25 protein-coding genes and 2 riboswitches are annotated in these 26,561 nt (G+C 40.5%); of the genes, 19 read left to right on the plus strand and 6 right to left on the minus strand.

The window, feature by feature from the left end; all coding sequences use genetic code 11:
- Positions 1–22: 22 nt before the first annotated feature.
- Together mtnA and mtnK are read right to left on the minus strand one after the other, a co-directional pair.
- Positions 23–1,072, minus strand: a complete 1,050-nt coding sequence (gene mtnA, locus EKQ44_RS01015; RefSeq protein ID WP_237661665.1) for an S-methyl-5-thioribose-1-phosphate isomerase — start codon at positions 1,070–1,072, stop codon at positions 23–25.
- A gap of 3 nt (positions 1,073–1,075) precedes the next feature.
- Positions 1,076–2,272, minus strand: coding sequence for an S-methyl-5-thioribose kinase (mtnK, locus tag EKQ44_RS01020; protein WP_237661666.1), 1,197 nt, complete (start codon positions 2,270–2,272; stop codon positions 1,076–1,078).
- 108 nt (positions 2,273–2,380) lie between these two features.
- Positions 2,381–2,540, minus strand: a riboswitch (SAM riboswitch).
- 319 nt (positions 2,541–2,859) lie between these two features.
- Here mtnK and cspD point away from each other — a divergent pair.
- Complete coding sequence (gene cspD, locus EKQ44_RS01025) at positions 2,860–3,057, plus strand: cold-shock protein CspD (protein WP_010192350.1); 198 nt, start codon at positions 2,860–2,862, stop codon at positions 3,055–3,057.
- Positions 3,058–3,447: 390 nt separating this feature from the next.
- Here cspD and EKQ44_RS01030 read toward each other — a convergent pair whose 3' ends face one another.
- A complete protein-coding gene (locus EKQ44_RS01030; protein ID WP_237661667.1) occupies positions 3,448–4,230 on the minus strand; it encodes a carbon-nitrogen family hydrolase in 783 nt (260 codons plus the stop codon).
- Between the two features lie 98 nt (positions 4,231–4,328).
- Here EKQ44_RS01030 and EKQ44_RS01035 point away from each other — a divergent pair, with 98 nt between their 5' ends.
- The 7 genes from EKQ44_RS01035 to cbpA all read left to right on the plus strand — a co-directional run bounded on the left by EKQ44_RS01035 (position 4,329) and on the right by cbpA (position 11,260).
- Complete coding sequence (locus EKQ44_RS01035; RefSeq protein ID WP_237661668.1) at positions 4,329–5,501, plus strand: pyridoxal phosphate-dependent aminotransferase; 1,173 nt, start codon at positions 4,329–4,331, stop codon at positions 5,499–5,501.
- Between the two features lie 86 nt (positions 5,502–5,587).
- A riboswitch (SAM riboswitch) is annotated at positions 5,588–5,694 on the plus strand.
- Positions 5,695–5,769: 75 nt separating this feature from the next.
- Positions 5,770–7,014, plus strand: coding sequence for a 2,3-diketo-5-methylthiopentyl-1-phosphate enolase (gene mtnW / locus EKQ44_RS01040; protein ID WP_237661669.1), 1,245 nt, complete (start codon positions 5,770–5,772; stop codon positions 7,012–7,014).
- The gene (locus EKQ44_RS01045) at positions 7,011–7,676 is read left to right on the plus strand and encodes a 2-hydroxy-3-keto-5-methylthiopentenyl-1-phosphate phosphatase (RefSeq protein ID WP_237661670.1); all 666 of its coding nucleotides are present in this window, start codon (positions 7,011–7,013) and stop codon (positions 7,674–7,676) included. Before mtnW ends, EKQ44_RS01045 begins: the two co-directional genes overlap by 4 nt.
- Entirely contained in the window at positions 7,673–8,311 is a 639-nt protein-coding gene (locus EKQ44_RS01050; RefSeq protein WP_237661671.1) for a methylthioribulose 1-phosphate dehydratase, read from the plus strand. Before EKQ44_RS01045 ends, EKQ44_RS01050 begins: the two co-directional genes overlap by 4 nt.
- 201 nt (positions 8,312–8,512) lie before the next feature.
- On the plus strand, positions 8,513–9,046 hold the full coding sequence (locus EKQ44_RS01055; RefSeq protein ID WP_237661672.1) for a 1,2-dihydroxy-3-keto-5-methylthiopentene dioxygenase: 534 nt from the start codon (positions 8,513–8,515) through the stop codon (positions 9,044–9,046).
- Between the two features lie 124 nt (positions 9,047–9,170).
- On the plus strand, positions 9,171–10,514 hold the full coding sequence (locus tag EKQ44_RS01060; protein ID WP_237661673.1) for a CoA-disulfide reductase: 1,344 nt from the start codon (positions 9,171–9,173) through the stop codon (positions 10,512–10,514).
- A 107-nt stretch (positions 10,515–10,621) separates the two neighbouring features.
- The gene (cbpA, locus tag EKQ44_RS01065; protein WP_237661674.1) at positions 10,622–11,260 is read left to right on the plus strand and encodes a cyclic di-AMP binding protein CbpA; all 639 of its coding nucleotides are present in this window, start codon (positions 10,622–10,624) and stop codon (positions 11,258–11,260) included.
- Positions 11,261–11,314: 54 nt separating this feature from the next.
- Here the strand turns inward: cbpA and EKQ44_RS01070 are convergent, their stop codons facing one another.
- Positions 11,315–12,088 carry a divergent polysaccharide deacetylase family protein gene (locus EKQ44_RS01070; protein WP_237661675.1) on the minus strand — a complete coding sequence of 258 codons (774 nt, stop codon included), beginning with the start codon at positions 12,086–12,088 and terminating at the stop codon, positions 11,315–11,317.
- 223 nt (positions 12,089–12,311) lie between these two features.
- Between EKQ44_RS01070 and EKQ44_RS01075 the strand changes: the two genes are divergently transcribed.
- Complete coding sequence (locus EKQ44_RS01075) at positions 12,312–12,485, plus strand: aspartyl-phosphate phosphatase Spo0E family protein (protein WP_237661676.1); 174 nt, start codon at positions 12,312–12,314, stop codon at positions 12,483–12,485.
- A 47-nt stretch (positions 12,486–12,532) separates the two neighbouring features.
- On the opposite strand, the gene EKQ44_RS01080 is transcribed toward EKQ44_RS01075, so the two are convergent.
- Complete coding sequence (locus EKQ44_RS01080) at positions 12,533–13,264, minus strand: ZIP family metal transporter (protein ID WP_237661677.1); 732 nt, start codon at positions 13,262–13,264, stop codon at positions 12,533–12,535.
- Between the two features lie 384 nt (positions 13,265–13,648).
- On the opposite strand from EKQ44_RS01080, the gene EKQ44_RS01085 reads away from it, so the two are divergent.
- From EKQ44_RS01085 to EKQ44_RS01130, 10 genes are all read left to right on the plus strand, one after another.
- The gene (locus tag EKQ44_RS01085) at positions 13,649–14,587 is read left to right on the plus strand and encodes a phosphate/phosphite/phosphonate ABC transporter substrate-binding protein (protein ID WP_237661678.1); all 939 of its coding nucleotides are present in this window, start codon (positions 13,649–13,651) and stop codon (positions 14,585–14,587) included.
- 83 nt (positions 14,588–14,670) lie between these two features.
- Positions 14,671–15,444 carry a phosphonate ABC transporter ATP-binding protein gene (gene phnC / locus EKQ44_RS01090; RefSeq protein ID WP_237661679.1) on the plus strand — a complete coding sequence of 258 codons (774 nt, stop codon included), beginning with the start codon at positions 14,671–14,673 and terminating at the stop codon, positions 15,442–15,444.
- On the plus strand, positions 15,441–16,241 hold the full coding sequence (gene phnE / locus EKQ44_RS01095) for a phosphonate ABC transporter, permease protein PhnE (RefSeq protein WP_237661680.1): 801 nt from the start codon (positions 15,441–15,443) through the stop codon (positions 16,239–16,241). The genes phnC and phnE (EKQ44_RS01095) overlap by 4 nt, the downstream gene beginning before the upstream one ends.
- On the plus strand, positions 16,241–17,038 hold the full coding sequence (gene phnE, locus EKQ44_RS01100; RefSeq protein ID WP_237661681.1) for a phosphonate ABC transporter, permease protein PhnE: 798 nt from the start codon (positions 16,241–16,243) through the stop codon (positions 17,036–17,038). The genes phnE (EKQ44_RS01095) and phnE (EKQ44_RS01100) overlap by 1 nt, the downstream gene beginning before the upstream one ends.
- A gap of 77 nt (positions 17,039–17,115) precedes the next feature.
- Positions 17,116–18,684 carry a bifunctional metallophosphatase/5'-nucleotidase gene (locus EKQ44_RS01105; protein WP_269151511.1) on the plus strand — a complete coding sequence of 523 codons (1,569 nt, stop codon included), beginning with the start codon at positions 17,116–17,118 and terminating at the stop codon, positions 18,682–18,684.
- A gap of 177 nt (positions 18,685–18,861) precedes the next feature.
- On the plus strand, positions 18,862–19,314 hold the full coding sequence (locus EKQ44_RS01110) for a MarR family winged helix-turn-helix transcriptional regulator (protein ID WP_237661682.1): 453 nt from the start codon (positions 18,862–18,864) through the stop codon (positions 19,312–19,314).
- Positions 19,315–19,444: 130 nt separating this feature from the next.
- Entirely contained in the window at positions 19,445–21,139 is a 1,695-nt protein-coding gene (locus EKQ44_RS01115) for a M3 family oligoendopeptidase (RefSeq protein WP_237661683.1), read from the plus strand.
- Positions 21,140–21,349: 210 nt separating this feature from the next.
- Positions 21,350–22,843: a UDP-N-acetylmuramoyl-L-alanyl-D-glutamate--2,6-diaminopimelate ligase gene (locus EKQ44_RS01120; RefSeq protein ID WP_237661684.1), complete on the plus strand. Its 1,494-nt coding sequence runs from the start codon at positions 21,350–21,352 to the stop codon at positions 22,841–22,843.
- 88 nt (positions 22,844–22,931) lie between these two features.
- Complete coding sequence (locus tag EKQ44_RS01125; RefSeq protein WP_237661685.1) at positions 22,932–23,861, plus strand: polysaccharide deacetylase family protein; 930 nt, start codon at positions 22,932–22,934, stop codon at positions 23,859–23,861.
- 79 nt (positions 23,862–23,940) lie between these two features.
- A complete protein-coding gene (locus tag EKQ44_RS01130; protein WP_237661686.1) occupies positions 23,941–24,273 on the plus strand; it encodes a hypothetical protein in 333 nt (110 codons plus the stop codon).
- Positions 24,274–24,323: 50 nt separating this feature from the next.
- On the opposite strand, the gene EKQ44_RS01135 is transcribed toward EKQ44_RS01130, so the two are convergent.
- Entirely contained in the window at positions 24,324–26,456 is a 2,133-nt protein-coding gene (locus tag EKQ44_RS01135) for an ATP-dependent Clp protease ATP-binding subunit (RefSeq protein ID WP_237662529.1), read from the minus strand.
- Positions 26,457–26,561 lie beyond the last annotated feature (105 nt).

A 26,561-nucleotide genomic window follows, 5' to 3' on the forward strand; every position in this document is an offset into this window, starting at 1 on the left:
TATAATGGATCCTTTTGTTATGTTAATTTTCAAATAAGGCTGGAATGGCTTCGGTATAGTTGCCTTTGATGATTCCTTTTTCGGTTATGATTGCGGTAATCAGTTCATTTGGTGTAACATCAAACGCTGGATTGAAGACAGATATGCCATCTGGGGCAATCGATTTGCCTCCAAGGTGGGTGATTTCCTTTGGGTCTCTTTCTTCAATTTCAATTTCTTCGCCTGTCTTTTTCGAAAGGTCAAAGGTGGATAAGGGAGCTGCCACATAAAAAGGGATACCAAAGGATTTTGCTAGTATTGCAAGGCTGTAGGTTCCGACTTTATTTGCCGTATCGCCGTTGGCTGTAATTCGATCTGCGCCAACAATGATGGCATTGATTCCTTTGGTTTTGATAGTATGGGCAGCCATGTTATCCGTGATCAGAGTGACATTCACACCCGATTGTTGTAGCTCCCATGCAGTTAAGCGTGCTCCCTGGAGAACAGGCCTTGTTTCACTTGCAAATACACTGATTGGGATATTCTTTTCCTTTGCAAGGTGGAAGGGAGCCAATGCTGTGCCATACCTTGCCGTTGCAATGGACCCAGCATTGCATATCGTAAGGACCTTATCATTCTTTTGAAAAAGGGTGAGGGCATGCTCTCCGATGTATCGACAAGTTGTCTCATCTTCTAACTGAATTTGAATGGCCTCATGAACTAGATTCGTTTTCGCTTCATTTACTGAAGATGCTTTTAAGGAGACTTGCACCAGCCTGTTAAGTGCCCAAAATAAATTTACTGCAGTGGGGCGCGAGGAAGCTAGGTAGTCCCTATCCTTTTTCAATAGTGAGTGAAAATCATCAAGTCTTTCAGTCTCATAGGAATTTGCAGCAAGTGCAAGTCCGTAAGCTGCAGTTATCCCGATGGCGGGTGCCCCCCTTACTTTTAAAGTGATGATGGCATCATAAACATCGTCAAGGGTCTTCAGGTCAATGAACACGGTTTCATGGGGAAGTTTCTGTTGATCTAATAAACGGATAGATGTATCCTTCCACTCCACAGAAAGTGGAAGGCCAGTTGTAACAGTCATAAGTCATTTAATCTCCTTTAATACATTTTCCAATAAAGTCTCTATCTCTTTTGTGTTCTTGAGATTTGCTGCCTCCAAGACTAGTAATCTTCCAAGCTCCAGCGCCTTTCGCTTAATTAGAATACGCTTGGCGAAAGGCTGGATGGTGTCAAGATCTGCTACATGCGCTAACCCGATGGTGCGCCTGATCACTTCACATCCTGCAAAACCGACTGCCTCTGCAAAGATATTCTTTAGTACATAATCCAGATACCCTGGAGTTGTGGACAACTGCTCTACGCTGGACGTTTTCCAAAGGTTAGAGAAAATAGAGATAAAAGTTTCCCACACTTGGTGTAGATGGGCGGTAATATCGCCTCTTTCATCGTTTGATCTGGTGATGGCTTGCAGTAAAATGTTCGCAAAGAATTGACCAACATCAAAGCCAATAGGTCCAAAATAAGCAAACTCCGGATCAATTACCTTCGTATCGATTTCGTTGGCAAATATGCTTCCAGTATGAAGGTCTCCATGAAGAAGTGCCTCCCCATTTGTTAGAAATTTGTATTTCAATTTCGCAACTTCAAGTTTAAGGGTATCATCCTTCCAAATTTCTTCCACTGCACCTTGAAGTTCTGGCTCATAACTGTTTGTCTTACTATCAAAAAATGGGTCTGTGAACACAAGGTCTTCTGTAATTTTACAAAGTTCCGGGTTGGAAAATTGTTGTTGCAGAATCTTCTTTTCCTGTTGGTTCAAACCGAAATCTGACGTATAGAATAACGTTTTGGCCAAGTATTCCCCAATGTGTTTGGATATGAGGGGATAGTCCATGCCCTGAATAAAACCGTTTCTTGCGATGTCTAGATGGGAAAGGTCTTCCATGATCGTGATGGCCAATGCTTCGTTTGTATAATAGACTTTCGGAACTAGGTTAGGGACAAGTGCTGCAGCATTTTTCAAGTAGTTCCCTTCGATTGTGGCACGATGCAAGGTGAGGGGCCAGCTTTCTCCTACAACTTTGGCATAAGGTAGTGCCTGTTTGATAATGATCCCTGTATTGTTTTCATCTTTGATGTGAAATACAAGGTTCAAGTTCCCGTCACCTATCTCTTGACAGTGCAGAAGTGCTCCTTCCTTGAAAAATTCTAGGTCCTTTGCCAATGATACGGCTGTTGCTTCCGTTAATGGTTCATAGTTTGTTGTTGCAGTAATCGTCATATTTTTACCCCCGAGTCATCATTTATCGTGAAAATTTTGAGCGGGGCGTTTATTTCAATAATAAAGCCCCTTTCCATAAGAAAGAGGCTTGAAGAGTAGACTTCTCCCCTCTTATCTGCCAGAAATAATTTCTGCTGGAATTAGCACCGTGCCTTACGAACGATTACGTTCGGCGTCCACAAATGTGTAACGCCCTGTCTCACAACAGTATTACGGTCGGTTGCTGGGTTTCATCGGGCCAAATCCCTCCACCTGCTCTTGATAAGAGATCACAATTAATAAATTGTGAATGTATAAAATTGTGTGAAAATTATTACTTGATGAAAATCATAACAAGATGGTAGGAATATTGTCAATAAGTTTTTTGGAAAGATTTTTTAATTACCATTATCAGATTTTTTAAAGAATTTAATGGAATTGTATGAATTGTTTGGTTAAAACCTTGAAAAAATGATAGGCACCTGTTATTATTAAACTATTATTTTTGTTCGTGAATATGGAAAGTCAGAAACACGTTTTCGTCTTGAAGTGTTTGAAAGAGCAAGAATAGTAATATTTACGTGGGTAAACCACAAGGAGGAACAAACATGTTACAAGGTAAAGTAAAATGGTTCAACGCAGAAAAAGGTTTTGGATTCATCGAAGTTGAAGGTCAAGACGACGTATTCGTACACTTCTCCGCAATCCAAGGCGAAGGTTTCAAAACTTTAGAAGAAGGTCAAGAAGTTTCTTTCGAAATCGTTGAAGGTGCTCGTGGACCTCAAGCTGCTAACGTTACAAAATAATGCTAGCCAAATAGAAAAGGACTCCCTCGCGGAGTCCTTTTTGTTTGGAAATTCAACTTCATTCAAAAAGATTAGTAATATTGCCTACAAAGTTTACCCGTTCCTTTCCGCTACAGTCACTCGCTTTCCGCGGGGCGGTGCTTGAGCCTCCTCACTTCGTTGCGGGGTCTCAAGACTACCGCTACCTCCCGCCGGAGTCGAGTGCCTTTCGCTCCAATCCACTAGTTTTGCTTGGATCTTTCAAAAAACAACAAACATTGTAAAACAGTTCTATTTTAGAGAGATTTGTAGCTGATGTTTGTAGTAAAGGGCGAAAACTCCCCAAGCGCCCCGTGGAAAGCGAAGCCCGTTACGAAAAGCAACAGCGGTGTAATATAAAAAAATCCTATTTTAATAGTATTGTGGTCTTCGGTCTTCGAAGATCGGGATTCTTTTTCTTACTTCTTCCACTTTCGCCAAATCAATTTCAGCCGTGATGATCTCTTCTGTTTCTCCTGCTTCGGCCAAAATCTCTCCCCATGGATCGATAATCATGGAGTGTCCTGCAAAAGCATTCTTGGGGTCCGCGCCTGAACGGTTACAAGCGATTACATAACACTGGTTCTCAATGGCCCGGGCAATAAGAAGGGTACGCCAATGGTCAACTCTTGCCAAAGGCCATTCTGCAACAACGAAAATTGCTTTTGCATCTTTTGTAGTGTGCGCACGGATCCATTCAGGAAAACGAATATCATAGCAAATGAAACCAGCACAAGTTTCTCCATCAAGCTCAAACATCCCATCCGTTTTTCCTGGCTGGAGGAAGTGATGCTCGTCCATCAATCGAAAAAGATGCAATTTGCTATACTCGCCGGCAACTTCTCCATCTTTGTTGACGGTAATCATCGTATTATAAATTCCTTTGTTCGTTTTTTTCGCGACAGAGCCGCCCACAATGTGAGTTTTCAGTTCTTTTGCAGCAGATTTAAGGAATTTGGTGGTGACAAAACCGCCGGAATCTGCAATTTTATCAAGGCGTCCAAGGTCATAGCCTGTGGACCAGAGTTCAGGAAGGACAATGATATCTGGTCGATCCTTTCCTGCAACTGTCAAAAGTTCACATGCTTTTTCTATATTTGCTTCAGGATCTCCAAAGGCTACATCAAATTGAATACAAGCTATTTTCCATTTCATAATTTTATCCCCCCGTTGAAAAAATACTTTACAAGTTGAATCTAACACTATATGATTTGTGACTAGGATTTCAAGAATTTTTTAAGTAGGTGAAAAAGGTGAAACACTTTCAACAATCTGAATTATTAAATACACTGCCTAAACAGTTCTTTGCTTCATTGGTTGAAAAAGTGGGGAAGGTTGTTGCACAAGGTCATGATGTTATTAATCTTGGACAAGGAAACCCTGACCAGCCGACTCCAGCACATATTGTAAAGTCGTTACAGGAAGCCGTAGAAAAACCAAATCATCATAAATATTCCCCATTTCAGGGTCATCATTTTTTTAAAGAAGCGATCGCAACTTTTTATAAACGAGAATACGATGTGGACATAAATCCAGAAACCGAAGTGGCCATACTTTTTGGTGGCAAGGCTGGACTGGTGGAAATCCCCCAATGTTTATTAAATGAAGGGGATACAGCACTTGTCCCAGATCCGGGCTATCCGGATTATTGGTCTGGTGTTGCATTGGCTAAAGCTAAAATGGAATACATGCCTTTAAAAGAAGTATATCATTTTTTACCAGACTATGAAGATATCAATCCAGAGGTCTTAAAATCTGCGAAGCTTATGTTCCTCAATTATCCCAATAATCCGACAGGAGCTGTAGCGAATTCTGCTTTCTTCAGAGAAACGGTAGAAGTTGCAAATGAGCACGATATTTGCGTTGTACATGACTTTGCCTATGGTGCTATCGGGTTTGACGGAAAAAAACCACTTAGTTTCTTACAGACTTCTGGTGCGAAAGATGTCGGGATTGAAATCTATACTTTGTCGAAAACTTTTAATATGGCAGGCTGGCGAGTGGGGTTTGCTGTAGGGAATGCAAGTGTGATTAAAGCAATCAATCTTTTGCAGGACCATATTTATGTCAGTATTTTTGGTGCCATCCAAGAGGCGGCTGCAACCGCTTTGTTAGATAAACAAACCTGTGTACAAGAGTTGGTAGATTTGTATGAGGAAAGACGAAATGTCCTTATTCATGGTTTACAGGAAATTGGCTGGGAAGTGAAGGCACCAAATGGATCCTTTTTTGCATGGTTAAAAGTTCCGGAAGGCTATACTTCCGAGGAGTTTGCAGATAAGCTGCTTGAAGAAGCACATGTGGTGGTAGCCCCTGGTATTGGCTTTGGGTCCTTTGGCGAGGGTTATGTACGCGTCGGGCTATTAACCAGTACGGAAAGATTGCAAGAAGCAGTTCAACGAATCAGAGGATTAAAGATTTTCTGAATAGTCTGTTGACATAAACTCCAAATGATGTCATAATCTCAACTAGAATTGAGTATTTAGATTATTTGAATTATATATATAATCCAATCTTATCAAGAGCAGGTGGAGGGACTGGCCCGATGAAACCCGGCAACCGACTTAATTTTATTAAGCACGGTGCTAAATCTTGCAGCATGAAGCTGATAGATAAGAGGACGTTAGATAGACTAACCTCTTCTTATGGAAGGGGTTTTTTGTTTTTTTATCATCGATAGAAAGGGTGTACATAATGTCAGAAATTCTAGCAACCTATCTGGTTCATGATCATAAAGGGAATCTCGAAAAAAAAGCGGAAGGTATCGCGCTCGGGCTTACAATCGGATCTTGGACGGACCTCCCGCAGCTTGAACAGCAACAACTGAAAAAGCATAAAGGAAGAGTCGTAAGCGTGAAAAAGCTCTCGTCAAGTGAGAGGGTGGATGCATATTTAGGAAAAGGGGTAACACGCGGGATTATTCAAATTGCATATCCTAGTCTCAATTATAGCAACGACCTGCCTGCCATTTTAACGACAGTATTTGGCAAGTTGTCTTTAGATGGGGAAATAAAGTTGATTGATCTTGAATTCAGCAATGACTTAAAGCTAGCATATCCTGGACCGAAATTCGGACTAGAGGGGATACGCTCCATTACTGGCGTTCATGATAGACCATTTGTCATGAGCATTTTCAAAGGAGTAATTGGTAGGGACCTTGAATATCTTACGGATCAATTGAAGGATCAGGCACTTGGGGGAGTGGATTTCATCAAGGATGATGAAATATTGTTTGAAAACGACCTTACCCCATTTGAAAAAAGGATTACCGAAGGCAAAAGGATACTTGAGGAAGTGAAAGAAGAGACAAGTCATCGTGCAAGATATGCGGTAAACCTGACAGGCCGTACATTAGAGCTTAAGGATAAAGCAAAAAGGGCGGTAGAATTGGGTGCTGATTTTCTACTATTCAATGTTTTTGCATATGGACTTGATACACTTCAAAGTTTGGCAGAAGACAAGGAAGTATCTATTCCAATCATGGCACATCCGGCGGTTAGTGGAGCAGTCACCCCGTCAGAGTTTTATGGCATATCCAATGAATTGCTATTGGGGAAACTTTTACGCTATGCCGGAGCTGACTTTTCTTTATTTCCATCGCCTTATGGAAGTGTTGCTTTACCAAAAGAACAGGCGCTCGGAATCCGTGATGCCCTAACAGTAGCTGACAATCAGCTGAAAAAGACTTTGCCTGTACCATCAGCTGGGATACACCCAGGACTTGTACCGCTCCTTTATCAGGACTTTGGAAACGATGCGGTTATCAATGCAGGAGGAGGGGTCCACGGCCATGAGCTTGGTGGGGCATCCGGCGCTAAAGCTTTCCGTCAGGCAGTAGATGCTGTTAAGGCTGGGGAATCACTTGCAGCTTACGCCCAAAATCATCCTGAATTAGAGGTAGCCCTTAAGCAGTGGGGAAGTGTGGAGGTTACAACATGACAGCTAAAAAGCCGATGATATTTTGCGACTTCGATGGAACCATCACTAACAGTGACAATATCATTGCCATTATGAAGAAATTCGCCCCGGCAGAATGGGACGACATTAAAGATAAGGTACTATCCCAGGAAATCTCCATCAAGGAAGGGGTGGGAAAAATGTTTGCGCTTCTTCCTTCTGAGAAAAAGGAGATTATTACGGAATATATATTAGCTCATGCTGAGATTCGTGATGGCTTCAGAGAGTTTGTGGCTTTTACAAAAGAAGAGGGTATTCCACTTTATATTGTTTCTGGCGGCATTGATTTCTTTGTAGAGCCACTTTTAGACGGAGTGGTAGAAGAAGCGAACATCTACTGCAATCACTCCGATTTTTCAGGAGAAACAATAAACATCCTTTGGCCGCATGCATGTGATGAGGAGTGTAACAATGGTTGTGGTTGCTGCAAGCCATCCATTATCAGAAAGCTTGCCGAAACAGACACCTATAAAATAGTGATCGGCGATTCCATTACAGATTTAGAAGCAGCTAAACTTGCTGACCAAGTGATAGCGAGAGACTTTCTTATCAAAAAGTGTGAGGAACATTCCATCAGCTTTTCCCCATTCGAAACATTTTATGATGTGATGAAAATCCTGAAAAAACGGGAGGTGACAGCATGAGTCAATTTTTGAAGAAATGGTCAGAGCTTTCTGATGTCAAGGAAGAGTTGGCAGTGCGCGATTGGTTTTTTGGCACAAGTGGAAACCTTTCTATCAAAGTATCAGATGTCCCACTGCAATTCTTGGTTTCCTCAAGCGGCAAAGATAAAAGGAAGATAACCTCAGAAGATTTCCTCCTTGTAGATGAATTAGGTAAAGCTGTTGAAAACACTAGCTTGAAACCTTCAGCAGAAACCCTGCTACATCTGGAAGTATACCGGAAGACAAATGCAGGATGTTCCTTGCATGTCCATACAGTAGATAATAATGTGATCTCTGAGCTGTATGGTGACCACGGACAGATTACATTTAAAGGACAAGAAATTATTAAAGCATTCGGTATTTGGGAGGAAGATGCAGAAGTAAGCATCCCAATCATAAAAAACTATGCGGATATACCAACTTTAGCAGACGAGTTTTCTAACTATATAGATAGAGATGCTGGCGCTGTCCTCATAAGGAATCATGGAATCACTGTATGGGGCAAAACCGCCTTTGAAGCGAAAAAATACCTAGAGGCCTGGGAGTTTCTATTCTCCTATCATTTGAAATTATTAAGCGTGAAAAATTTGGTTCAACCCAAAATATCTATTTAAATCTTAGTTAGAAAAGTTAGTTCAATAGTTTCCCTAGCTGTGGATTGGAGCAAATGGTGAAGATTCCAGCGGGGGAGTAACGGTAGGTTGAGACCCCTGAAGCGTTGTGAGGAGGCTCAAGCACCGTCCCGCGGAAAGCGAGCCATTTGCGGAAAGGAACAGCGGTGTTTAATAGAGATATAAAATAAGGAGGAATTTAACATGGCAGAAATCAGATTACACGAAACAAATGAAAGAATTAGTGGGAAAGAAAAGGTGGAAAGCTTTCTAAATGATAATGAAGTAATCTACGAAAACTGGGACATTGCGAAACTCCCTCAACACTTGCAGGAAAACTTTTCTTTAACAGATGAAAACAAAGAAGAGATCCTAACAGTCTTTAAAGATGAGATTGCTGCGATTTCTATAAAAAGAGGGTACAAGGCACAAGATGTTATCTCTTTATCTGATACAACACCTAACTTGGAGCAACTTCTTCAAAACTTCAATAAAGAGCACCATCATACAGATGATGAAGTTCGATTCATTGTCAGTGGCCATGGTATATTCGTTATTCAAGGAAAGGATGGCTCTTTCTTTGATGTAGAATTGGAGCCTGGCGATTTGATCTCTGTCCCGCCAAATGTCCGCCACTATTTCACCTTAATGGGGGATCGTAAAGTAGTCGCAGTTCGAATCTTCGTAACCACAGAAGGTTGGGTACCGATTTATGAAAAAGAAGAAGTGAATAACTAATAAAAAAACAGATAACCTTGCGTTGGCAGCAGGGTCATCTGTTTTTTATTTTTCATGACTACTTTATCTGTCTGGAGGGAATATAATGGTATGAAAACAGAGATAGATTTAGGAGGAAGGCATAATGGAGCATGTGGTGATAATAGGTGGCATTGCAGGTGGAATGAGCGCTGCCTCCAAACTTAGAAGGTTGGATGAAAAGGTGAAAATCAGCGTATTTGAAAAAGATTCACATATATCCTACGGTGCATGTGGCCTACCGTACTACATATCAGGAATAACAAAATCCCATGAAGACTTGCTGGCAAGGACTGTGGAAGATTTTGAGAAACGCGACATCCAAGTACATATTCGCCATGAGGCAATAAATGTTGATCCTGAAAGACAAAGAGTAAAGGTGAAAAACCTTATTACAGGAGTGGATACATGGGTCGACTACGATAAATTACTTATTGCAACAGGATCAAAACCGATTGTTCCGCCTTTCATTCCAAAGGAGGCAACAAATGTTCACACATTGAAAACCTTAAATGATGGTATCAGGATGAGAGAGTACTTTTGCGATAAGGCAATTAAGAAGGTAGGCATCATAGGTGGTGGGTACATTGGAATGGAACTTGTGGAGAGCATGCTGGAGCTTGGGAAAGAAGTTGTGGTAATCGAGCTACAGGACCAGATATTACCCAATTATGATGCCGAAATGGCCAATATTATTTCGGATTCGCTGAATTCGAAACAAGGTGCTTCCATTCGAACGGGAGAAGAAGTGAAGGAACTTAAGGTAACCGGTGATAAAGTGTCACATATAATGACGGACAAGGGCACTATTGAAGTGGATGCAGTAATCGTCAACATCGGAAATAAACCGAACACGGAGTTTGTTAAAGACCTAGGAATGGATATGCTTGAAAACGGGGCGATTATCGTAGACACCCATCAAAAGACTAGCCTCCCATCCATCTATGCTGCTGGTGATTGTGCAACAAGTAATCACCTTCTATTGAACAGACCTGTCAATATCGGTCTAGGCACAACGGCGAACAAACATGGAAGAGTGGCTGCAGATAATTTGGCTGGCATCCCATCCACTTTCAAAGGGATACTTGGAACAAATGTTGTGAAAGTGATGGAATGGACCGTTGCCATGACTGGACTGACCGAAAAAGAGGCGGAAAAAGAGGAATTCGACATTGAAAGTGTAGTCATTGAAACAAATAACCATGCTTCCTACTATCCGGACGCCAAAACGATACATATCAAGCTTGTTTATGAAAAGGGCTCACAAAAGCTGCTTGGTGCACAAATGGTTGGTAAGGATATATCTATTGCCAAGAGATTGGATGTCTATGCAACGGCAATCACCTGCGGATTGTCTACCAAGCAAATTGCAATGCTAGACCTTTGTTATGCCCCACCCTATGCTACTGTTTGGGATGCAGTTCAGGTGGCAGCAAATGCTGCAAAATAAGAAAAAAGACAAGTTGTTAAAATATTATGAATTTTCTTTACCGCTAAAGTCAAATATGCTAATGTTAAAGTAGCTTTATACATATATTTGACTGAGGAGTGAAAGAGATGAAGGTCCGCTACAATTTTGTGCCTAAGCATGATGTTCAGTATTGTGAACCAACTTATACCATCAAACAGGCATATGAGAAAATTAAGGATACTGGCTATCGGTGCATTCCGATCCTTTCCAATGATGGCCATAACTTCCTTGGCCTTGTCTACAAAGTTCATCTGCTTGATTACCTTTATGAAGAAAAGGGTAGTGAAGATGATTCCATTGAAGTACTGATAAAAAGTCAAGACGCATTCATCTTTGAAGAAGACTCCTTTTTCAAGGCTTTCTTCACAATCAAGCGCTTGCCGTTCATCGCAGTGCTGAATGAGGACCATGAATTTCTAGGGATATTGACCCACGCGAATGTCATGGATGTGCTTGCCGATTCATTTGGCATGAAAACAGGGGGATATACTCTCACTATTGCAACAATTGAACATAAAGGTGCCATCAAGGATCTTGTATCCATGCTAAAGGATATCAATATCGACGGCATGCTCACTCTAGATAATGGGGAAAAATACTTAAGACGAATCATAGTGAATCTTCCCGCTGAATTACCTGAAGAGAAGGTTAATAAGCTGGTGAAAAAACTTGGAGAAAAAGAATTCAGAGTGACACACGTAGATCAAATAGATGTACAAAACTAGAACATAAACTTCCAAAAGTTTTGAGCGGTCTCCACATTGGGGACCGCTCATTCTTTAGTGCAATAAAATTTCTTTATCTATTAAAATATTGGATAGAGTGACAATTTCTGCTTTATCCTTTAATTTTGGGATGTATTGTTTCAGTACACTTGCGGTCTTCTCGCCAACTACCCCAACATGACCAATTGCAATAATGGAATCATCTACTTCCGTTTTCTTGATTAGCTGAGTAGTCTGCTTCACAATATGATTGGTGGTAAAAACTTCGTCAAAAAACAGTTCATTTTCTAAAAAAGGGACACCCATCTTAGTGGCCAATTCAGCGACAACACTCTTTTTGGTTGTTTTACTGTCGAGATAGTAAAGGTTTCTCTCTTTACAGATACCTAAAATCACACTCATAATACGTTCATCAGCTGTTATTTTGGACCCCATATGATTATTTATGCCGACTGCATAGGGAACGGAATCTATGGCATCATTTACCCTTTTGTATATTTCCTCGTCGGATAGGTTGGATGTGATGGCACCAGGACCGAGCCAACTTCTTTTTCCTTTTAAAGGCTCCATGGGCAAGTGCAGGATCACTTCATGACCTAAACGATGTGCCATTTCAGCATCCTTTTTGGTAGTGGATAAGAATGGCATGACCGCCACTGTCAGGGATACAGGTAATTGAAGGATCTCTTCTGTTCCTTTCATGTTGTTCCCGAAGTCATCAATGACAATGGCCACTTTATTGCTTGTATGTTCTTCTGCTGAAGCCTCTTGACTGGAAAAGTTGTAAAGGATGGAAAAGCTCATGATGATCATCAATAATCGTTTCATACATCCACCTGCTTTGTTATAGATTCGACAAAAACTGCACACTTGTTTTTTGGTATTTATCCAACTAAGCTTACTCTCTCTAGATACTTTGTACTATTTTTATCTAAATATAATAAAAAAATCAATGAAAAAAATGTCTAACTTTGCGATTCTATTTACAATTATAGAAATTATTGTCATAATTCCTATTGTGGATTATAGAGAGAGAAGGGGCGAATAGACAGTGACTTATGAAGGGTATGTAGATCACTTGTTATTATTAATTAAAGAAAAAAGGGACAATATGATTGCCATTGCCAACAAAACAGGTTATATCAGTGAGCAAACTGTAAAATGCAGTCAAGATCTGGACAAGTTGATTTATCAATACCAAGAAATGATTTACGACAAAAAATAGATATAAATATAAATGGAAAAAGAAAAATAGCCGCCCATGAGGAACGGCTAAAAAATTTGGATTAAAAATATCATAAACAATAATCCGATAATAAAGGAGTATGTCGAGGAAGTCTCGTGACCATCCCCATGACTTTCAGGAATTAATTCTTTATAAATGATATACAACATGGCTCCTGCGGCAAAAGCAAGACCATAAGGAACAAGTGCAGAGACTACCGAAGTCAAATAGAAACCGAGTATGGCCATTGGTACTTCAACCGCCCCAGTCAACGTAGCTACTACAAAAGCTTTCATCCTCGTTATTTTTTGATTCATTAAAAACAATGCCACCAAGAATCCCTCAGGAGCATTTTGTAACCCTATCGCAAATGCAATTAAATTTCCAGTTTCTTCTGCATCCGATGCATAACTTACACCTACAGAAAGTCCCTCAGGTATATTATGCAAGGTAATGGCAGCAACTATCAGCATCGCTTTCTGGTCAAAAGCAATTCCTTTTCTATTATGCTCAAGATCGATATGAGGAATCGACTTTTCCAGTAGTGTCAGAATAATGACCCCAAAAAGTAATCCAACCCCTAAAGGAAGAAATCCTCCATATGATAGTGCTTCCGGTATTAAACTTAATGTTGCGGCAGCCATCATGATACCTGCGGTAAAAGCTAGCAGTGTATCTTTCCACCTGTGCGTCAAGGTGTTTTTTAAAAACAGGATAGGCAAGGCTCCCAAACCGGTTGACATTGCAGCTAAAACACTTCCCAATAAAGCTTCTTTCATATCTATAATTCCTTTCTGGTTCTGAATCCTATTAGAAATAGAATAGTACGATTACTCCCATTAAATATTTCAATAAACCAAAAGTATTAAGGTTATTGTACCAATAATAATGCTAGATATAAATTTATAAATCAAAAGTTCTTTTTGAAGGACGTCCCTCATCAATCATCCGACATCTGAGTCGGTCTTTTGCAGAAAATATTAACTGATTGTTAAGGCAGTGTTAAGAAACTGACTAAAAAGTTGATATTTCTGCAATGAAAAGTAAATATTTTTAACATTTTGTAAAAAAAGAGAAAAAAATGTAGCCTAATGTAGAAAAGTTTCGTTATACTTTTAATTGTGAGAAAACAACATCATCATTTCTTAGGGGGAAAAAGAAAAATGAAAAAGTTTTTATCAATCTTTTTGGTTGCGATTCTAGCAATCAGCTTAACTGCATGTGGCAGCAACAACTCGGGCACTGAGAACACCAACTCCAGCAATGGAGACTCCGGAGAGCAAATTAAACCGGAAAAAATTGTAATGGGATTTGTACCTTCCCAAGATTCTGACTCCATTGCGGACACTGTACAACCATTGGCTGACCGTTTAGGGGAAGAACTTGGAGTGGAAGTGGAAGGTCGTGTAATGACTGACTACACAGCACTAATTGAAGCAATGGGTTCTAACACTGTACACGTTGGATTTATTCCAGCATTCGGTTATGTACTTGCAAATGAGCAATATGGCGCTGAAGTAATCCTTAAATCCATGAGACACGGAAGCGGTACATACAAGGCGCAATACCTTGTAAGAGCTGATTCTGGAATTGAATCATTAGCTGATCTGGAAGGAAAAGTATGGGCTTACGGGGATGCAACTTCAACATCCGGATTCCTATTCCCAGCTTCCCAATTAATGGATGAGTTCGATATCTCATCTACTCAAGATCTACAAACGAATTTCTTCTCAGATACTATTCAAACAGGTGGTCACGACCAAGCTGCTATCGCAGTATTGGAAGGTGACGCTGATGTAGCAACAACTTTTGACGATGTTCGTACAACACTTACAGAAGAATATGATACGATCATGGAAGATTTAAAGGTACTTGGCTATACAGAAGAAATTCCAAACGACACGATTTCTGTAACGAAAGAGCTTGATAAAGAATTGGTTCAACAAATCAAAGATGCATTCCTTTCTTTCAATGATGACGAAGAAATGATCCAAATCATGAATGACGTTTACAACTGGGATGCAATCAGTGAAGCAACTGATGAAGAGTATAAAGTTGTAAAAGAGACATATGAAAAATTCAAGGATTCCATTTCTTTCTAATTTAATATGATTCGCAATCCAGGGGGAGGTTGCTTACTTCCCCCTATTTTATTTGTGTGTAAAGAATTGAGGGGGTTTGCAACATGATACAGTTCAAAGATGTTTCCTTGGTGTATCCGAACGGAACGCAAGGGTTGAAGAATATTAATGTAACAATCAATGAGGGTGAATTTGTTGTTATTGTCGGCCTGTCCGGTGCAGGTAAATCGACATTTATCAGAAGTATCAATCGTTTGGTCACTCCAACCTCAGGAGAACTGAATGTTGATAATGAAAACATCCTAGCATACAGAAACACTGATCTCAGAAAGCTACGAACCAAAGTAGGAATGATTTTTCAGAACTATAATCTGGTAAAAAGATCGAATGTTTTGAAAAATGTTCTTGCTGGTCGTTTAGGATATACAGGAACATTACGTTCCATGTTCAATCTTTTCAAGAAAGAAGACTTAGCACTAGCTTATGAAAGTTTAAAGCGTGTCAATATAGAAGAAAAGCTTTATAACCGTGCAGATGAATTGAGTGGCGGGCAGCAGCAACGTGTCAGTATTGCACGGGTGTTGACTCAAAAACCCAAGTATATTTTGGCTGATGAGCCGGTTGCATCACTTGATCCACCAACCTCCCATCAGGTAATGACTTATTTGAAGAAAATCAATAAAGAAGACAAAATCACTACAATCGTAAATCTTCATTTCATTGATATGGCAATGGAGTATGCGGATCGCATCATCGGGATGAGAGCAGGAGAAGTGGTTTTTGATGGACCTGTTTCAGAAGTATCAGAGAAGACGTTCGAACAAATCTATGGTCGTGCAATTCGGGAAGACGATTTGCGCGGAGGTGTAGAACAGTGAAGCTAGAAGAGAACAAGACAGCACCTTCACTCCTTCCTGCAAAAACGAAATTTAAATTGAGTGTCATTTTTTCATTGGTAATTGGTTTTTACATTCTAAGTACGGTGAAGACTAATGCCACAATTGGCGATTTAATCAGCGGAATCCCAAATATGTTTAAGGTGATAGTGAAGTTCTTCCCGCCAAATTTGAATGTATTTGTACATATTCTAGAGCCAATGGCCACAACCGTGCAAATGGCCATCATTGCCACAACGGTTGCTTCCTTGTTATGTATTCCGTTAAGCCTATTGGCAGCACAAAACGTCACTACCAATAAATTTGTATACACAGCTGTTCGTACATTCTTGAATATCCTGCGTACCATTCCGGATCTAGTGCTTGCGGTTATATTCGTTGGTCTATTTGGAATCGGGGTATTACCTGGTATTCTTGCACTTATTATTTTCTCTTTAGGTATTTTAGCTAAGTTGATCAGTGAAACCATTGAATCGGTGGATATGAATCCAATGGAAGCGATGAGCGCATCTGGTGCCAATACGCTTCAGAAAATTTCATTCGCCCTGATTCCTCAGGTGTTGCCGCAATTCGTCTCCTTTGTCCTATATGTATTTGAGATCAATATACGGGCTTCGGTAGTTTTAGGACTGGTTGGGGCCGGAGGGATCGGGATAATTCTAAGTCAACAGCTGAGATTTTATAACTATCCGAACGCAATGTTGATCATCCTTGTTATCTTTGCAATGGTCGTTATTATTGAATATATTTCTACCAAGATTAGGGAGGCGATTGTATAATGGAACTTGTATTACCTCCCAAAAAGAAGACGTCTATTATAAAAAAGGTGAGAAACTGGGGAATCTTTCTCTTCCTCGTACTAATGTATGTTTGGACATTTGCCACCATTGATATCAACTGGACTCGTGCGGCGGAAAGAATGGTCAATAACTTCCATCGAGTCATTCCAAAGCTATTCAGTCCTGAGTGGTCAGCTATCGGCAAAGTTTGGTCTGCAATGGTCGAAACCTTGTATATCGCATTTGCAGGCTCGCTCATGGCAGCCATTCTTGCGATCCCATTAGGTTTCCTTGCTGCACAGAATATGACAAAAAGTAAAGTTCTGACCACGTTCGGAAAGTGGATCTTGAGTGGGGTTAGGGCATTCCCAGATCTTATCCTGGCTATACTGTTTGTAGTGGCAGTAGGACCGAATCCATTCGCCGGGGTATTGGCTATCGCCATCGGATCTACGGGAATGCTTGGTAAACTGTACTCGGAAGTGCTGGAATCCATCGATATGAATATCGTGGAGGCCATGGAAGCAAGTGGCGCAAATAAAGTCCAGATTCTCTTCCAAGGAGTCATTCCACAGATTATCCCAGAATTCCTTTCCTATGCTATCTATCGTTTCGAGATTGATGTTCGTGCCTCGACCATTCTGGGAATTGTCGGAGCCGGCGGTATCGGGACACTGATACAATTTGCACAGATGAATCGTAACTGGGAAGAGATGGGCTTGATTCTTTTAGTGATCATCGTAGTGGTGACCATAATAGATTTCCTATCTTCAGCTATTCGTAGAAGAATCGTATAAGTTTTGTTTCTATAGGGTTGATCAACGTGATCAGCCCTTTCTTTAATCAAGTTTGATCCAGATTAGGAGGCTACCAATTGAAGCTGAAAATAACAATACTCGAAACAAGCGATGTACATGGCTCTATCATGCCCTTAAACTATGGAAACAATGAAGCGGCGGCCCTTGGCCTGGCAAAAGTATCAACAGTCATAAAAGAGGTTCGGAAAAAGAAAGAGCATATTCTATTAATCGATAATGGGGATTTGATACAAGGAACTCCTTTAACCTATCATTATGTTAAAAAACAAACACAATTGGAAAATCCAATGATCACTGTGTTGAATCATCTGAACTATGATGCTGCTGTAGTCGGAAACCATGAATTTAATTACGGACTTGAAGTATTAAAGAATGCTGCGGAAGCATCAGGGTTCCCATGGTTATCCGCCAATATTCTCGACCAACAAAGTGGAACACCTTTTTTAGGAAGGCCATACTTGATTAAAACATTAGGTCCTATAAAGGTGGCGGTATTAGGTGTAACGACCCATTACATACCGAATTGGGAAAACCCTGACCATATCGAAAAACTTTCTTTTAAAGACGCTCTAGCATCCACCGAAAAATGGGTATCCCTCATTAAGGAAAAAGAAAACCCTGACTTATTAATTGTCAGCTATCACGGTGGTTTCGAGCGTGACCCGTCTACTGGGGAAGCAACAGAAAACCTTACCGGTGAAAATCAAGGCTATGATATCTGTAGCAAAATAAAGGGAATCGATGTCCTTCTGACGGGACACCAGCATCGGACCATTGCAACATCCATCCATGATGTCCTTGTCGTACAGCCGGGGGTGAATGGACAAATGGTAGGGAAAGCGGAAGTTACGTTTGAGAATGTAGATGGTAGATGGCAGGTCGTTTCAAAGGAAGCAGACCTTATATCTGTGGAGGGTTCAGAACCGGACCAAGAGGTGGTTACACTGATTGAGGAATATGAAACGGCGACACAGGAATGGTTAGATTTGCCGATGGGGAAAATTAAGGGCGATATGCTTGTAAAGAATGCCAATGAAATACGTACCCAAGATAATGCCTTAATCGAATTCATCAATAATGTTCAAATGGAGGCTACTGGTGCTGCCATATCCAATACCGCTCTTTTTCATAACAATTCTCCTGGATTTCCTGCATATGTCACCATGAGGGATATTGTTTCAAACTATATCTACCCTAACACGTTGAAGGTGATTCGAATATCTGGCCAAGATATAAAAGATGCATTAGAGCGTTCCGCCTCCTATTTCATTATTGGCAGTAGCGGGGAATTGGAAGTTAATCCTTCTTTCACCACCCCAAAGCCTCAGCACTATAATTACGATATGTGGGAAGGAATCGAGTATATTCTGGATATAAGGAAGCCACTTGGAGAAAGAGTGGTAAAACTGAATAGAAACGGTATTCCGCTTGAAATGGGTGAAGAATTTGATGTGGTGATGAACAATTATCGGGCAGGTGGTGGAGGAGACTATTCCATGTATAAAGGGAAGGAGGTCGTAAAAGACATCCCGCTGGATATGTCCGAATTAATCGCAAACTATATAATGGAAAACAAAGTGATCGAAGCAACTGTGAATGGAAATTGGAAGGTGATTTGGAAGTAGAGGTTATGCTGTTAACACATTTCTCCTTCAGGGTGTTTGAAGCTTGGTGCGGAGATGAACAGCGGAGTATACAGGGTATTCTTAATTGACAATTTCTAGAATATAGATTGACGAAACCCTTGAATTACTATACCATTAGTTTTAATTCAAGATATTCTAGAAAAAGGAATGACTATTATGGCTGAAAGACATGAGCTGGATACATCTTTAAAGTTATTTATCGTACTATCACGAGCTTTCCGTGCAGTAAACGATCAAGCGAATCAATCCATTCAAAGTTTCAACTTAAACCCGACTGAATTTGCAGTACTCGAACTTCTTTATCATAAAGGCGATCAGCCACTTCAGCAAATCGGTGGAAAAATACTATTGGCAAGTGGCAGTATCACCTATGTGGTAGACAAGTTAGAAAGCAAAGGGCTTCTTGCCCGTAAAGCCTGTCCAAAAGACAGAAGGGTCACGTATGCACAGATCACGGAGGATGGAAAAAAGCTGCTCCAAGAAATCTTCCCGAAGCATGAACAACACATCCACGACCTACTACACGGCTTAACGCAACAAGAAAAAGAACAAGCCATCGAACTAATCAAAAAACTAGGACTCAACGTAACAGCAACCTCAAAAAAATGACCTTCAAAGCAGAAGGTCATTTTTTTGTCGTGAAAAAAACTTACAAAGGGGGACAGACCCCACAAGGATTTTCACCATCCATGTCGAATACATATAAAGGTGAAGTCTGTTTATAAAGGGGATAATACATATGAGATTTGAGGATTTTAGTTATACGCGTCCGAATGTGGATGAGGTGGAAAAGAAATTTATGGCTGCTTTGGAGAGATTTGAGGCGGCAGGTTCTGTTGAAGAGCAGGAGAAGGCGATTCAGGAGATCAATGATATTCGCAACCATATAAGCACGGACTTTAATTTGGTGTATATTCGACATTCGATTGACACAAATGATGAGTTTTATAAAGAGGAGCAAGATTTCCTGGATGAGATCGAGCCTCTGACAAAGTCTTGGGATACCAAATTCTATCAAGCACTTGTTAAATCAACTTTTCGCACAGAATTGGAAGCGAAATGGGGAACGCAACTTTTCGCCTTGGCAGAGTGTGAATTAAAAACGTTTGATGATTCCATTATCGAGGACCTGCAGCTTGAAAATAAGCTCAGTACGAAATACTCCAAACTGGTCGCATCTGCAAAAATCGATTTTAACGGGGAAGAGCTGACTCTTGCGCAATTGGATCCTTTTACAGAGTCGGAAGACCGTGAAGTACGTAAAAAGGCAAGCGAAGCAAAGTTCGGTTTCTTCCAGGATAACCAGGAAGAATTTGATGAAATCTTTGATCAACTTGTGAAAGTCCGTACCAAAATGGCAAAAAAACTTGGCTACGAAAACTTCGTGGAGCTTGGCTATGCACGAATGACACGTACGGATTATAATGCGGAAATGGTAGCGAAATTCCGTGATCAAGTGAAGGAATCCATTGTGCCTCTTGTAGGAAAACTTGCAGAAAGACAGCAGGAACGTATTGGTGTCGATGCCTTGAAGTATTATGATGAAGGATTTAAATTTAAATCTGGAAACGCAAAACCTAAAGGGACTCCAGAATGGATCATAGAAAATGGAAAGCAGATGTATGAAGAGCTTTCCGAGGAAACAAAAGAGTTCTTCCAATTTATGATTGATAAGAACCTGATGGACCTAGTTGCGAAGAAAGGGAAAGAGGCTGGTGGATATTGCACGTATATCCCAACCTATAAAACACCTTATATCTTCTCAAACTTTAATGGTACTAGCGGTGATATTGACGTTCTTACCCATGAAGCGGGACATGCCTTCCAAGTGTATATGAGCCGTGACTTTGATGTGCCGGAATATAACTGGCCTACTTACGAAGCTTGTGAGATTCACTCCATGAGCATGGAGTTTTTCACTTGGCCGTGGATGAAGTTGTTCTTTAAAGAAGACACCGAGAAGTACAAATTCTCCCATTTGAGTGGCGCTATTTCTTTCCTTCCATACGGTGTGGCAGTAGATGAATTCCAACATTTCGTTTATGAGAATCCGGAAGCCACTCCTGCTGAAAGAAGCAAGGCGTGGAGAGAAATAGAACAGAAATATATGCCTGGCCGTGATTATGAGGGGAACGCTTATTTGGAATCAGGGAGATTCTGGCAGCGACAAGGCCATATTTACCGCAGTCCATTCTATTATATTGATTACACATTAGCGCAAATCTGTGCATTACAATATTGGAAATTGTCTCAAGAAAACGCCGAAGCAGCTTGGAAATCTTACTTGGAGCTTTGCAAACAAGGTGGTAGCAAGTCATTTGTAGATTTAGTGAAATTCGCAGGCCTTCGCTCCCCATTCGAGGACGGTTGCGTAGAGTCGGTTGTAGGTGAAATTGAGTCTTATCTTAATGATGTAAATGATAAGGCATTATAAAAGGCTTTAAGCTGTCGTATTTTTTACGGCAGCTTTTACTTTGGCTTTTTCTTTCCCTTTTTGCGCAAATTTTGTAGAATAGAGGGTAAAGTATTACCTAAATAGATGATAAACATTCATCAAAATTTTTAGCAAAAAGCGGTAAGGTACATAAGGATTTTAATGAAGATACTATAATTAACATTTTTAGTATCAGAAAAGGAAGTGACGATGGTGAAGACGAATGTTTTATTATCCAATGTTTCAACTATAAAAGTGTATGGAGAGTTTCCTCTCTCCGTTTCTAATATTTTTTCTGATTCTAGACAAGTGACTACGGATTCCGTTTTTGTCTGCATTAAAGGCTATACAGTGGACGGACACCGCTACATTGCATCTGCCATTGAAAAAGGTGCCAGTGTCATTGTGGTGCAGGAGCTACCAGAACAATTAGATGAGCGTGTTTGTTATGTGCATGTAAGGGACACGGAAAGAGCGCTGGGCCAACTTGCAAATAAGTTCTTTGATTATCCATCCACTAAACTACGAATTGTAGGGGTTACCGGGACTAACGGCAAAACGACGGTTTCTAGTGTCATCAATAATGTCATGAGAAGAGAAGGTTATAAAACCGGCCTGAGCGGTACGATTGAAATTGACATTGATGGGGAGAAATTCGAGAGCAAGAACACGACAAGCGATGTGCTTACCATGCAACGTATGCTAAAAGATATGGTAGAAGCAGGTGTAACGGATGTAGTAATGGAAGTATCCTCTCATGGTTTGATCCTAGGAAGACTTGCAGGGGTGGAATTCCAGAACGGTGTATTTACCAACCTTACACAAGATCATCTTGACTTCCATGGTACGATGGAGCATTACAAAAATGCAAAAGGGTTGCTATTTGCTCAGCTTGGACAAGATTTTCGCAAGGATAAAGCAGCTATTTTGAATGCTGATGATGAGGCAAGCAAGGATTATATCACCATGACAAGTGCAAGGATCATCACATATGGCATTAAAAACGATGCGGACTTTAAAGCAAAGGATATCAAGTTCTTCGAGAACAAAACCTCCTTTACCCTTAATACGAACTTTGGTGAGTTTGAGATGGAAATTCCGTTCGTCGGGGAATTCAATGTGTATAATATCCTTTCGGTCATTTGTGTATTGTGGGATAAAGGTATGCCATTTGAAAGGATATTGAATCATCTAAAAGAAACACCTCCACCAAGTGGTCGCATGCAAACATTGAATACAGGTGATAAGCGGACTGTCATCATTGACTACGCACATACCGAAGATGCAATCGGCAAGGTATTGGACAGTATCAGGATGTTTTCCAAACAGAAGATTATCTCCATAATTGGTACAGGGGGCGGAAGAGATAAAGACAAACGTCCGAAGATGGGTAGAATTGCTACCGAGAAATCCGAATATGTCATTTTTACTACGGATAACCCATTAGACGAACCTGGTGAAGAGATCGTAGAGGGTATGGCTGCAGGAGCCATCCATGATAAATTCGAATGCATTCCGGACCGCGAGCAGGCAATCATCCGAGCAGTGGAGGTTGCAGGTGAAGGAGATGTTATCCTCATCGCAGGTAAGGGGCATGAGAATTATCAATTGATTGGAAAAGAATCTGTACCGTTTGATGAAAAAGAAATAACACTCAAGGCAGTTAAAGCCTTTCCATTAACTGAAACAATTCCGACAACATAAAGAACAGGAAACGGGCTGACTAGTTGATAGTTCACTTATTGGACCATCAGCTAGTCATCTTTTTGGTCAATGGAGTTTTTTGATTATTATGTCAAAGTTGATAGGGGATGAAAACAAAATGGGGAAAACGCTAGGGGTATTATTATTCATTCTTCTGATTACATTTGGGTGTTCAAGTAATTCTCCGGTCATACAGGAAAAACCTGAAGATAGCAATATGAAGAATCATAGTGTGGGAAATACCTCTGAAGTTGATGAAGCAGAGGAAAAAGCGGAAGAAGTAAAAAAGGACGAACAAAGACAAGGGATTAATGAGCTTGCCTTAGAAGTAAGTGGGAAAGTGTATGGTGATTCGTCGCAATTTTCTGAGTATGTATCCGGAGTGAAAACCAGAATGGATACAAAAGAAAAAGTTATATCGCTGACTCTAGACGCCTGTGGTGGAGAATTTGGAAGTGGATATGATGAAAAGTTAATATCCTTTTTAATTGAAAATAATATAAAGGCCGATTTGTTCGTCAATGCAAGATGGATTGATGCCCAATATGAAGCGTTTTTAGAGTTATCCCAAAACCCTTTATTCACGATACAGAATCATGGTACCAAGCATAAACCATTGTCCACTTCCCCTAGGAGTGCATGGGGAATAGCAAGCACTTCCACGAAGGAAGAGATCATCGGTGAAATAATGGATAACCAATTAAAAATTTATGATATAACGGGAACCATTCCTAAATACTTCCGATCAGGAACCGCCTTTTATGATGAGATATCTGTCCAAATTGCAGAGGATTTGGGAGTTCAGATAGTTAATTTTGATGTGATAGGAGACGGTGGAGCTACTTTTACAAAACAGGAAGTAGTTCAAGAAATGCTTAAAGCACAGCCAGGTTCCATTATTATCCTGCATATGAACCAGCCTGAAAGCGAGACTGCAGAAGGGGTTAAAGAAGCAGTTGCCTCTCTCATCGAACAAGGCTTCAGCTTTGTCCACCTGCAGGATTATGAACTAGAGTAAATTACATTTCTGTAACAAATGGATGAGTAACACATAATGAAAAATTTACGGGTCACGATAAGTATGGGAGGTAAGTTTCGTGGCTTGTATGTTTCATGTGTTATTTTCATTTGTTCTGCTATTCAATGTTTCCGCTTGTCAATCGAAGACTAAGGTGGAGAATGCCGATTCGTTGATGCAGGACCAGATTGTCCAACAGAAAAAGCTCGACGTAATCGTGGAGGTAGAAAATGAAGTCGATGAAGTACTAAGGCTCATTAATTTACAGGGTTTAACTAGATATAACTTACTATTCATTGGCAATTCTCAAGACGAAAAAATGAAATTCTATATCCCTGAATTTAAAAGTAGGGGGTTCAGGCTGTATCGACGAGGTATAGGCTTGGATTTAAATAAAGAGTTGGATATTTAACGTTCTCTTCAACTAAAAAGAAGCAAGGGGCTACCTTGCTTCTTTTCATATCATAAAGCCTTTACTTCAATCTTACCTTCCAGTACATCAACCTGAATGGTCTTTGGTGTTTCGTTCTCTAACAGAAGATCTGTAATCGGATCTTCAATATGTTCCTGAATGACCCGACGTAGTGGTCTTGCACCATAAGCAGGGTGATAACCAAGCGCTGAAAGTTTTTCCTTCGCACTGTCTGAAACGCTTAAAGAACAGTCGCGTTCTTCTTTTAACATACCGTTTAGTTCATTGAGCATGATATCGACAATTTCAATTAGATGATCCTTTTTAAGCTGAGAGAATTCAATGATATTGTCAAAGCGGTTCAGGAATTCCGGTTTAAAGTAGTTGGTTAGATTTTCTACTATGGTACTTTCCACCGGGGAATCTAGGTTTTCAAAGCCTACGGTTATTTTCTTATCGGTGACACCTGCATTACTTGTCATGATGATTACCGTGTCTTTGAAGCTTACGGTCCTGCCTTGACTGTCCGTCAATCTTCCATCTTCCATCACTTGAAGGAATAAGTGCAACACATCAGGATGTGCTTTTTCCATTTCATCAAGAAGAATGATGCTATATGGGTTTCTGCGGACCTTTTCTGTCAATTGTCCCGCTTCATCATGACCAATATATCCAGGAGGGGAACCAATCAACTTGGATACTGTATGCTTTTCCATATATTCACTCATATCAAAGCGAATATATGCATCTTTAGTTCCAAACAGTTCTTCTGCAAGGGATTTAGTAAGCTCCGTCTTTCCAACACCTGTAGGTCCGACGAACATGAATGCACCAATTGGGCGCTCTTTTCTCTTCAGGCCGGCCCGGCTTCTGCGGATAGCTTTGGTGATTTTTTTGACAGCCTCTTGCTGGCCTATCACTTTTTTATTTAGATTGTTTTCCAGGTTTTTAAGCTTCTCTTGTTCATCAAGTTGCAGCTTTCCAATAGGGATCCCAGATATCTCTTCCATGATCTTTTGGATGTCTTCCACTGAAACCTGAGCTTTTTTCTTGTCTTCAGGTGTATCTGAATTTCTTATTGCTTCCAGCTTTTCCTCTTCGTCTCGCAATTTAGCGGCAGTTTCATAATCTTCCTTGGAAAGAGCTGCTTGTTTTTCTTTTTCAAGTTGAGACAGACGGGCATCAATCTGTTCCAAATCGATATGATCCAAGGTCAAATTCTTTCTTGAACCTGCTTCGTCCATCAGATCAATGGCTTTGTCAGGTAAAAAGCGATCTTGGATATAACGATGTGAAAGCTCCACACATGCTTTTATGGCATCTTCTTCATAAACGACTTGGTGGTAATCCTCATATTTTGACTGAATTCCTTGAATGATTTTCAGTGCTTCGTCCGTTGAAGGTTCTTTCACTGAAACAGGTTGGAATCGACGTTCAAGCGCAGCATCTTTTTCAATTTGACGATACTCTTTCAAGGTGGTGGCGCCAACCAATTGCAGCTCCCCCCTTGCCAAAGCGGGCTTCAATATATTCCCGGCATCCATGGAGCCTTCAGCAGAACCAGCGCCAACAATCAGGTGTAACTCATCCACAAACAGTATGACGTTTTTTCTTTGTTGAAGTTCTGCGATGACTTGCTTCAGACGCTCTTCGAATTGACCACGTATCCCTGTATTGGCAACAAGGGAAGCAACATCTAATAGATAGATTTCCTTGTTTTTTAGTTTAGCTGGAACATCGCCTTCCACAATCTTTAATGCCAAGCCTTCGACAATCGCGGTTTTACCAACCCCGGGCTCCCCTATCAATACAGGATTATTTTTATTTCGTCTATTTAAAATTTCTATAACTCGTTTGATTTCTTTATCGCGACCAATAACTGGGTCAATCAACCCGGTTTTGGCAATGTTTGTGATGTTTTTACCTAGTTCATCCAAAATTCCGCCATTACTCTTCTTCGCAATCTCTTGATTCTTGAAAGAAGAAGGTTGATGACTACCTTCTTTGGCTATACCATTCATAAATGGAAAGTCGGAGAATAAACCACTTGGAGTTGGAGATGTAAAGTTCGATCGTACTTCTTCAAAGCAGGTAGAGCACAAGACTATTTCCGTTTGTTCATTGTTGGATCGAAGTTTGAATTGAATGGTTGCACGGTTCACTTCACATTTTTGACATTTCATCATTATGCTACCTCCTAATTTTTTATAAAATAAAGTTTGACTTATTTTGACCTTTAAAGGTTGTAAGCTCATTATACTTTGACCTTTTCTGACTTTCAAGCACTT

The organism is Sutcliffiella horikoshii (genome assembly GCF_021991925.1).
Taxonomy (GTDB): Bacteria; Bacillota; Bacilli; order Bacillales; family Bacillaceae_I; genus Sutcliffiella_A; species Sutcliffiella_A horikoshii_F.

Excerpts from the sequence above, each read along its gene's own strand:
- mtnW (WP_237661669.1), top strand. The coding sequence starts at position 5,770 with ATGTCAGAAATTCTAGCAACCTATCTGGTTCATGATCATAAAGGGAAT.
- mtnA (WP_237661665.1), bottom strand. The coding sequence starts at position 1,072 with ATGACTGTTACAACTGGCCTTCCACTTTCTGTGGAGTGGAAGGATACA.
- EKQ44_RS01080 (WP_237661677.1), bottom strand. The coding sequence starts at position 13,264 with ATGAAAGAAGCTTTATTGGGAAGTGTTTTAGCTGCAATGTCAACCGGT.
- EKQ44_RS01030 (WP_237661667.1), bottom strand. The coding sequence starts at position 4,230 with ATGAAATGGAAAATAGCTTGTATTCAATTTGATGTAGCCTTTGGAGAT.
- EKQ44_RS01050 (WP_237661671.1), top strand. The coding sequence starts at position 7,673 with ATGAGTCAATTTTTGAAGAAATGGTCAGAGCTTTCTGATGTCAAGGAA.
- phnC (WP_237661679.1), top strand. The coding sequence starts at position 14,671 with ATGATACAGTTCAAAGATGTTTCCTTGGTGTATCCGAACGGAACGCAA.
- EKQ44_RS01070 (WP_237661675.1), bottom strand. The coding sequence starts at position 12,088 with ATGAAACGATTATTGATGATCATCATGAGCTTTTCCATCCTTTACAAC.
- EKQ44_RS01045 (WP_237661670.1), top strand. The coding sequence starts at position 7,011 with ATGACAGCTAAAAAGCCGATGATATTTTGCGACTTCGATGGAACCATC.
- EKQ44_RS01115 (WP_237661683.1), top strand. The coding sequence starts at position 19,445 with ATGAGATTTGAGGATTTTAGTTATACGCGTCCGAATGTGGATGAGGTG.
- EKQ44_RS01125 (WP_237661685.1), top strand. The coding sequence starts at position 22,932 with ATGTCAAAGTTGATAGGGGATGAAAACAAAATGGGGAAAACGCTAGGG.
- EKQ44_RS01135 (WP_237662529.1), bottom strand. The coding sequence starts at position 26,456 with ATGAAATGTCAAAAATGTGAAGTGAACCGTGCAACCATTCAATTCAAA.
- EKQ44_RS01060 (WP_237661673.1), top strand. The coding sequence starts at position 9,171 with ATGGAGCATGTGGTGATAATAGGTGGCATTGCAGGTGGAATGAGCGCT.
- mtnK (WP_237661666.1), bottom strand. The coding sequence starts at position 2,272 with ATGACGATTACTGCAACAACAAACTATGAACCATTAACGGAAGCAACA.
- EKQ44_RS01085 (WP_237661678.1), top strand. The coding sequence starts at position 13,649 with ATGAAAAAGTTTTTATCAATCTTTTTGGTTGCGATTCTAGCAATCAGC.
- cspD (WP_010192350.1), top strand. The coding sequence starts at position 2,860 with ATGTTACAAGGTAAAGTAAAATGGTTCAACGCAGAAAAAGGTTTTGGA.
- EKQ44_RS01110 (WP_237661682.1), top strand. The coding sequence starts at position 18,862 with ATGGCTGAAAGACATGAGCTGGATACATCTTTAAAGTTATTTATCGTA.
- phnE (WP_237661681.1), top strand. The coding sequence starts at position 16,241 with ATGGAACTTGTATTACCTCCCAAAAAGAAGACGTCTATTATAAAAAAG.
- EKQ44_RS01120 (WP_237661684.1), top strand. The coding sequence starts at position 21,350 with ATGGTGAAGACGAATGTTTTATTATCCAATGTTTCAACTATAAAAGTG.
- EKQ44_RS01055 (WP_237661672.1), top strand. The coding sequence starts at position 8,513 with ATGGCAGAAATCAGATTACACGAAACAAATGAAAGAATTAGTGGGAAA.
- cbpA (WP_237661674.1), top strand. The coding sequence starts at position 10,622 with ATGAAGGTCCGCTACAATTTTGTGCCTAAGCATGATGTTCAGTATTGT.